The organism is Lysinibacillus sp. fls2-241-R2A-57, from assembly GCF_030209535.1.
In the GTDB taxonomy this organism is placed as follows: Bacteria; Bacillota; Bacilli; order Bacillales_A; family Planococcaceae; genus Lysinibacillus.
Map to the genome: position 1 here is coordinate 1 of NZ_JARVRU010000015.1, position 6,111 is coordinate 6,111.

General features: G+C 33.2%; 5 protein-coding genes. 3 read left to right on the forward strand and 2 right to left on the reverse strand.

Going from position 1 to position 6,111, the window contains the following annotated elements; all coding sequences use genetic code 11:
* Nucleotides 1-374 precede the first annotated feature (374 nt).
* Entirely contained in the window at nucleotides 375-995 is a 621-nt protein-coding gene (locus QRN68_RS02920) for a thermonuclease family protein (protein ID WP_285395181.1), read from the forward strand.
* Nucleotides 996-1,398: 403 nt separating this feature from the next.
* On the opposite strand, the gene QRN68_RS02925 is transcribed toward QRN68_RS02920, so the two are convergent.
* Entirely contained in the window at nucleotides 1,399-3,105 is a 1,707-nt protein-coding gene (locus QRN68_RS02925; protein WP_285395182.1) for a methyl-accepting chemotaxis protein, read from the reverse strand.
* A gap of 410 nt (nucleotides 3,106-3,515) precedes the next feature.
* Nucleotides 3,516-4,691, reverse strand: a complete 1,176-nt coding sequence (locus QRN68_RS02930) for an RNA recognition motif domain-containing protein (RefSeq protein WP_285395183.1) — start codon at nucleotides 4,689-4,691, stop codon at nucleotides 3,516-3,518.
* Between the two features lie 357 nt (nucleotides 4,692-5,048).
* Between QRN68_RS02930 and QRN68_RS02935 the strand changes: the two genes are divergently transcribed.
* Both QRN68_RS02935 and QRN68_RS02940 read left to right on the forward strand, forming a co-directional pair.
* Entirely contained in the window at nucleotides 5,049-5,291 is a 243-nt protein-coding gene (locus QRN68_RS02935) for a hypothetical protein (RefSeq protein ID WP_285395185.1), read from the forward strand.
* A gap of 226 nt (nucleotides 5,292-5,517) precedes the next feature.
* Nucleotides 5,518-5,808 carry a YciI family protein gene (locus tag QRN68_RS02940; RefSeq protein ID WP_285395186.1) on the forward strand — a complete coding sequence of 97 codons (291 nt, stop codon included), beginning with the start codon at nucleotides 5,518-5,520 and terminating at the stop codon, nucleotides 5,806-5,808.
* Nucleotides 5,809-6,111: the final 303 nt, after the last annotated feature.

Genomic DNA, 6,111 nt, shown 5'->3' on the forward strand with positions numbered 1-6,111 from the left:
TGTAAATAAGAAAGTCTTATAGAACAGAAGATAAATCAAAGATGTTGTACACAGGTCATGGCAACACCATCTGTGGAGAGCTTTGTAACGCTTCTTTTAAGTATATAAGAACCCCGCTGCTTTAGCTGTGGGAGTAGTCAGACACTTCTTTTATAAATTCTTTAAATTATTACTGCTCAACACGTTATGTGATAAAAATAGTCAGTTTGTTGAAGTATCCTCAAATCATCGAGTCGCTTGCACCTACATAGCTTGAATGTAGTAGCCTGATATTTTACAATAGAAACATCGTGAAACTTTTAAGGTTTTTGATTAGTGAAAGATGCTGTTTGAAAGCTTCTTTAAATGTAATAAAAATGTGAGGGACCTACTACATGAAAATGCAAGATATAAAAACGTTAATTACGAGTGGTACAATCATTCTAGCCGTTGCATTGTATATGATTTTTGGCAGATCACCAGCCGAAGAAAAGAATGCAACAACAACTACCGACCAGCAGGGTACTATTTCCATTGAACAGGTTGAAGAAAAAACAGGAAATAAGCGCTTTGATGTTGACTATATTAAAGCATATGATGGCGATACAATTCAGGCGACAATTAACGGAAAGAAACAAAAAATTCGCTTACTGATGGTAGATACACCAGAGATGAATTATAACAAAGGTGAAGCACAGCCTTATGCTGAAGAGGCGAGAGATTATACGATTAAATTGTTAGAAAACGCTAAAAAGATAGAAGCGGTTTACGATGTTGGACCAGAAACAGATAACTATGATCGACTATTAGCCTATGTCTTCGTGGATGATGTATTATTGCAGGAATCTTTATTGAATGAAGGGCTTGCGGCAGTTCGCTTTATTCATAAACCAAACAATACGTTTGAGGATGAGTTTAGAGAAATTCAACAAGGTGCGGAAAAAGAAAAGTTAAATATTTGGTCACATAAAAATTACTTCCAAAAAGATGGTTTCCATCCGGAGGTATTAAAATAAAAAACAAAAAATCATTTACTGTTTCGAACTGCTTCCTTTCAAGTGGACAACGGAAATAATAAAAATATATTAAGCGGCTTGAACCCTGAATTCTAAAGGGCTCAAGCCGTTTAATCGTTTCTGGTGGTAGCGATAGTGATTATAAATGAATATCACAGCGTTATTATTGATAATTATTCTGAAATAAGAAATTTTACCTTGGCAAAAGAAAGTGAATGAGGTAGTTAAACAATGGGTATGGAAATGAAAGAAGAGAGGAACAGTGTGGAGCTATAAGAAGAAGCGGTTTAGATTAAAAAATGATCTAACCGCTTCTTTTTTATCTGAATGATGTTGTTATTCCTTTGAAAATGTGTAAAGTCATATTCAAATGTTAAAAGTGGTGCTGCCCATAATAATCATATTAAACCTTGAATTGAGCTGCCAAATCTCTTAACTCTTCTGCCAAAGTTGCAAGTGCATGAGCAGATGATGAAATTTCCTCCATTGATGCCGTTTGTTCTTCAGTTGCAGCAGAAATACTCTCTGTACCGGCTGTGGTAGATTTAGTTATAGAGTGGATTGTATTCATACTACCAACAATTTCTTCAGTTCCAGCTGCCATTTGCTCGACCGCTGCAGATACTTCTTCTACTTGCATCGTAACACTTTGAATGGCACCTTGAATTGAAGCGAAAGTTGTACGTGTACTTTCTGTTGTTTTAATCCCTTCATTAACTCCTGCTGTTACTAACTTCATTGATTCAACAGCCTTTTGAGTATCTTTCTGTGTCTCTGAAATCAATACTTCAATTTGGTTAGAAGACACTGCAGACTGTTCTGCTAATTTCCTAACTTCATCAGCAACGACGGCAAAGCCTTTTCCATGCTCACCAGCACGTGCGGCTTCAATTGCGGCGTTCAGGGCAAGGAGATTTGTTTGTTCAGCAATTGCTGTAATCGAATCAATAATTTGACCAATGTCATTAGAACGTTTTCCTAACAAGCCGACAACTTCGGATAAGCCATTTACTCGTTCTGTAATGTCCATCATTTGTTGATTCATTTGATCCGCGGCATTCATACCATTTATCACCAGGGATAAAGAATCACCTGAAAGCTCGGTAACAGCTTGAGCATTTCCAGCTACTTGTTGCACACCTGTGGAAAGCTCATTGACAGTATTGACGGTGTTAGACACATTGTTTAGTTGCTCTACTGATCCATGAGCAATAGTTTCCATCGTATTTGCAACCATCTCTGTTGCCTTCGTAGTTTCTGCTGCATTGGCGTTTAATTCTTCAGATGCTGATGCTACATGATTAGCAGTTTCAGTCACTTTTGTAACCGTATTACGAATATTGTTAATCATCGAATTAAATGATTGGGTTAATTGACCGATTTCATCCTTAGATGAATAAGTACCTTGCACAGTCAAATCGCCATCGCCTGCTTTTAACATATTAGCCTGCAACTCTTTCACTGGATTTACAATTAAACGTGCAATCCATGTTGCCAATGTAATAAAGAAAATAATGGCCACAACAGAGAGAATGGCAGAAATAATCATAGTAGTGAATAGACTTTGTTTATTTTCTTCATTCAGTTGATTGGCATCTTCAGAACATTGAGTCATAAGATTGCGTGCATCACTTGCCATATTCTCAGCAAAATCATCTAAAGTTGTGGTGTAAATAGAATAGGCTTCGTCGTTTCGGTTCTGACTAGCTAAATCAATAACATCTGCCATGGTGCTCAAATACCCATCAACATTGGATTTAAGAGACTCTAACAGTTTTTGTTCATCTTTATTTCCATTGAAAGTGGCTTCAAATTTCACGATCAAGTCTTTAATACTTTCAGCTCTCTCTGAGATCATTGTCTTTAGGTCAGCATTATCATTTGCATCCGTAGTAATCATGAGTTCTAAAACGAAAGAATCCATCGCACGAATATCAGTTCGAGTTTGGCCGATATATTGAATTGGCAAAAGTGACTCGTCGTACATTTCACTAGATTTTTTTGCCATATCCTTAATGTAATAAAAACCAACGCCTGAAATAATTAGTAAAAATATAACAGCGGATGAAATAAGTGTTAGAATTTTCTTTTTAACCGATAAGTTTTTCAAAATATTCCCTCCATTAGCTCAATTATCTTCAAAAAAGTGGGATATAGTAATAATTTTGGATATATTGAGTAATTTAGATTTGGTAATAATATACCACATCCCAGTCTTTGATAAGAGAAGAGAGAATTATGGGATTTTTATGAAAAATAGAAGATTACAGCTTATTGCAATCGAGTTTACTGACGGTAGTAACATGACACCACTATAGATTTATAAAAAAGATTGAACATTTAAAACAAAGGCATTTAAAACAAAGTTCGATTATTTAAAATAAAGATTGATTCAAGCAAAAGATGATAAAGAAAATAAAAGGGACAAATAAAAGATGGTATATTGTTCGAAGATAAGAAAGGGGTTAATCCCTAAATCATTGTTTAATGACTTTTAGGATAACCCCGAATTTTTCCTGGTTAATGTTGTGGAAGATAGTCTTGGCCGTTTATCGTTACTTTAGAAGCTGAGATAAGGATTTCTTTATTTGCAATAAAATATGGGTCTAAAATATTGTAAAATGCTTCCCATTTTTCTTCAATTTTTTCTTGTTCTTCCTTTTCATCGAGAGCTAAGATTTCTTCATAGAGCTGTTTTAATTGCTTGCTATCTGCTTCACTAACTTCGAATTCAAAGTCAGCCATGTATTCTTCAAATGTTTGAGGCTTTAAGAACTGATTAAGGATCCCGTAGAATTCTTCATGTAGTTTATCATACAACTCATCATTTTCATCTTTTAATGCTTTTTGTAAATCCCTATGAAGAGTTTTTAGTTTGGCTAAGGTTTCTGCAGGGATCTCTAAAATTTCCGTGACTTTCATATAGCTAGCCATAAATTCTTCAAATGTTTCTGGTGCATTTAGCTCATCTAAATATGGTTCAAGGATTTTATCAAATTCTTCATATTTTTTGTTAGCTTTTTCCTCATCACCACTTTTTTCAAGCTTTATCCATTCTTCATAAATAGCTTTAAGTTGTGCGTTATCGTTTTCTTTAATAACAATATTTTTCTCATTAAATCCGTATTCTTTCATATACTCTTCAAATGATTGAGGTTGCCAATTAGCTAATGTATACGGCTTTATGATTTTATGTATTTCTTCGTAAATTTTTTTTAGTTCCTCATGTTTCTTTTCTATCTCTTCATCTGTTAGTCCTTCTACTTTTGTAAATTCTTTGTGTACGTGTTTCATTTCATTAAACAATTTTTCTAATTTTGTTAGATCTTCTTTTGTTATCTCTTTAGGCATGTCTTTTTTAAATACTTCAAACGTGAAGAAGTCTGAAAAACTCTCTGCAATGTTACCTTCTACAGAGATTTCTTGTCCTTCTACTAATTTCATTTTTTCTATTTGCTCATCAGAAAATTTATGGAAACTGATAAAGTAATTTTTGCCATCTTTTCCTTTAAGGTTCATTCCATCGTCGTAGATGTTTTTAATAGTTCCTGTAATTTTTTGTTCAAGTTGAACAGTAATACTACTATTATTTGTTGTTTCTACTGATGCAGCCCCTGCTTGAAGTGGTGTCAGAACAGCCATTCCAATTGTAAGTACTGAAGCAATCATCCAAGTTTTTTTAATCGGTTTTTTCATATGTATTTCTCCTCGTATTAAAAATAAGTTATTACCATTAATTAGACGATTTACCATTTGAAAAAGTTTGTTGTTTTAAAAAAAAATTGGAGAAATGGTAAAAAGTTTATATAGTAAAAGTTATTCGGAAAAGTAGTGTGCAGTATTATTAAACTAGCGTAAGCAGGTTAGTTGAAAAATGAACAAGAAAGTGTTGTAAAATAATGTGAAAAACTGAAGACTTGGGAGATGTGTAAATTTGGCTTATATTCACGAGTTTGGAATAGTTGCATGTATTGAAAAAAAAAAGAGTATGTTAGTTATGAACCTGAAAAATATAATTGCATAGGTGTAGATGGGGGTCTTTTTGATGAACTTATGTCTAAGGATTTTGGTGAAAAAACGAATCATCTAGAAACATTTGCACATAACACAAATAGACCATATAAAAGCCTCGACTATTTTGGAATAACATTGATACCGCCAAGTTCTCGTAAACAATTTTTAAATATGGTTAGTGAAGCAAACGACGAGTACAAATCAGAAGAACTTGAAGAACTGATGAAAAAAATAGTTGAAGCAATAAAAGAAGATAAATGGATGATTCATTTTGGTGTTTAATACTGTAAATACATACAAGTAAGCTTAAGAGGTGATTGTTCAATTAGAGCAATCGCTTCTTGTGCTAACGATGCAGGTTACTGTTTTGAAAAAAGTTTAACCAGAAACCATTCCTTTATTTTCGAACAAATTTTCTTTACTTATGTTTTAGTAAAATGATTTTCAATATTATAGATGTACAATGGTAAATATAGAAAAATGATATACCTAGAAAGGTGATGGAGTTATGTTTATAGTCCTTTTAGAGTATGTGAAACCATTAAATGTAGTCGAAGATTTTTTGAAAGAACATGTAGATTTCTTAGATAAACATTATAAAGGAGGCGACTTCATTTTTTCTGGACGACGTGATCCTAGAATTGGTGGAGTTATTTTGGTTAACTCGAATGATGAGGCTACGGTTCAGGAAATGTTAAAAGAAGACCCTTTTTATATAAATAAAGTTGCTGAATATGAATTAATTAAATTTACGCCAACTAAATATGCCGATGAGTTCTCACCATTTGTTAATAGCTAATTTGAAATAGAGAATAAGACATCCTGAAAATGATTAAACTTTTTTATAAAAAGTAATTTCATATGTATATATTTAGAGCAGGTTTTGAGCAATCTTTTTTTCAAAACCTGCTCTTTCTATTTGGTTCATTTATTAAGGGTCTTAATTTGATTAAACATTATTTCGAAGTAACAAAATGTAGTAGTACGTTCAACCGAAAACTAAATTAATGGCTGTTTTCTCAAAGGTTGTTGAAAGTGCTGTTCCTAGAACAAGCGAACATCAATCAGGATTAGCAATTGACGTTAGTGGATCTGATGGATC

What these genes read in the sequence shown, in the direction of transcription:
- QRN68_RS02920 (WP_285395181.1), top strand. Translation starts at nt 375, where the DNA reads ATGAAAATGCAAGATATAAAAACGTTAATTACGAGTGGTACAATCATT.
- QRN68_RS02930 (WP_285395183.1), bottom strand. Translation starts at nt 4,691, where the DNA reads ATGAAAAAACCGATTAAAAAAACTTGGATGATTGCTTCAGTACTTACA.
- QRN68_RS02935 (WP_285395185.1), top strand. Translation starts at nt 5,049, where the DNA reads ATGTCTAAGGATTTTGGTGAAAAAACGAATCATCTAGAAACATTTGCA.
- QRN68_RS02940 (WP_285395186.1), top strand. Translation starts at nt 5,518, where the DNA reads ATGTTTATAGTCCTTTTAGAGTATGTGAAACCATTAAATGTAGTCGAA.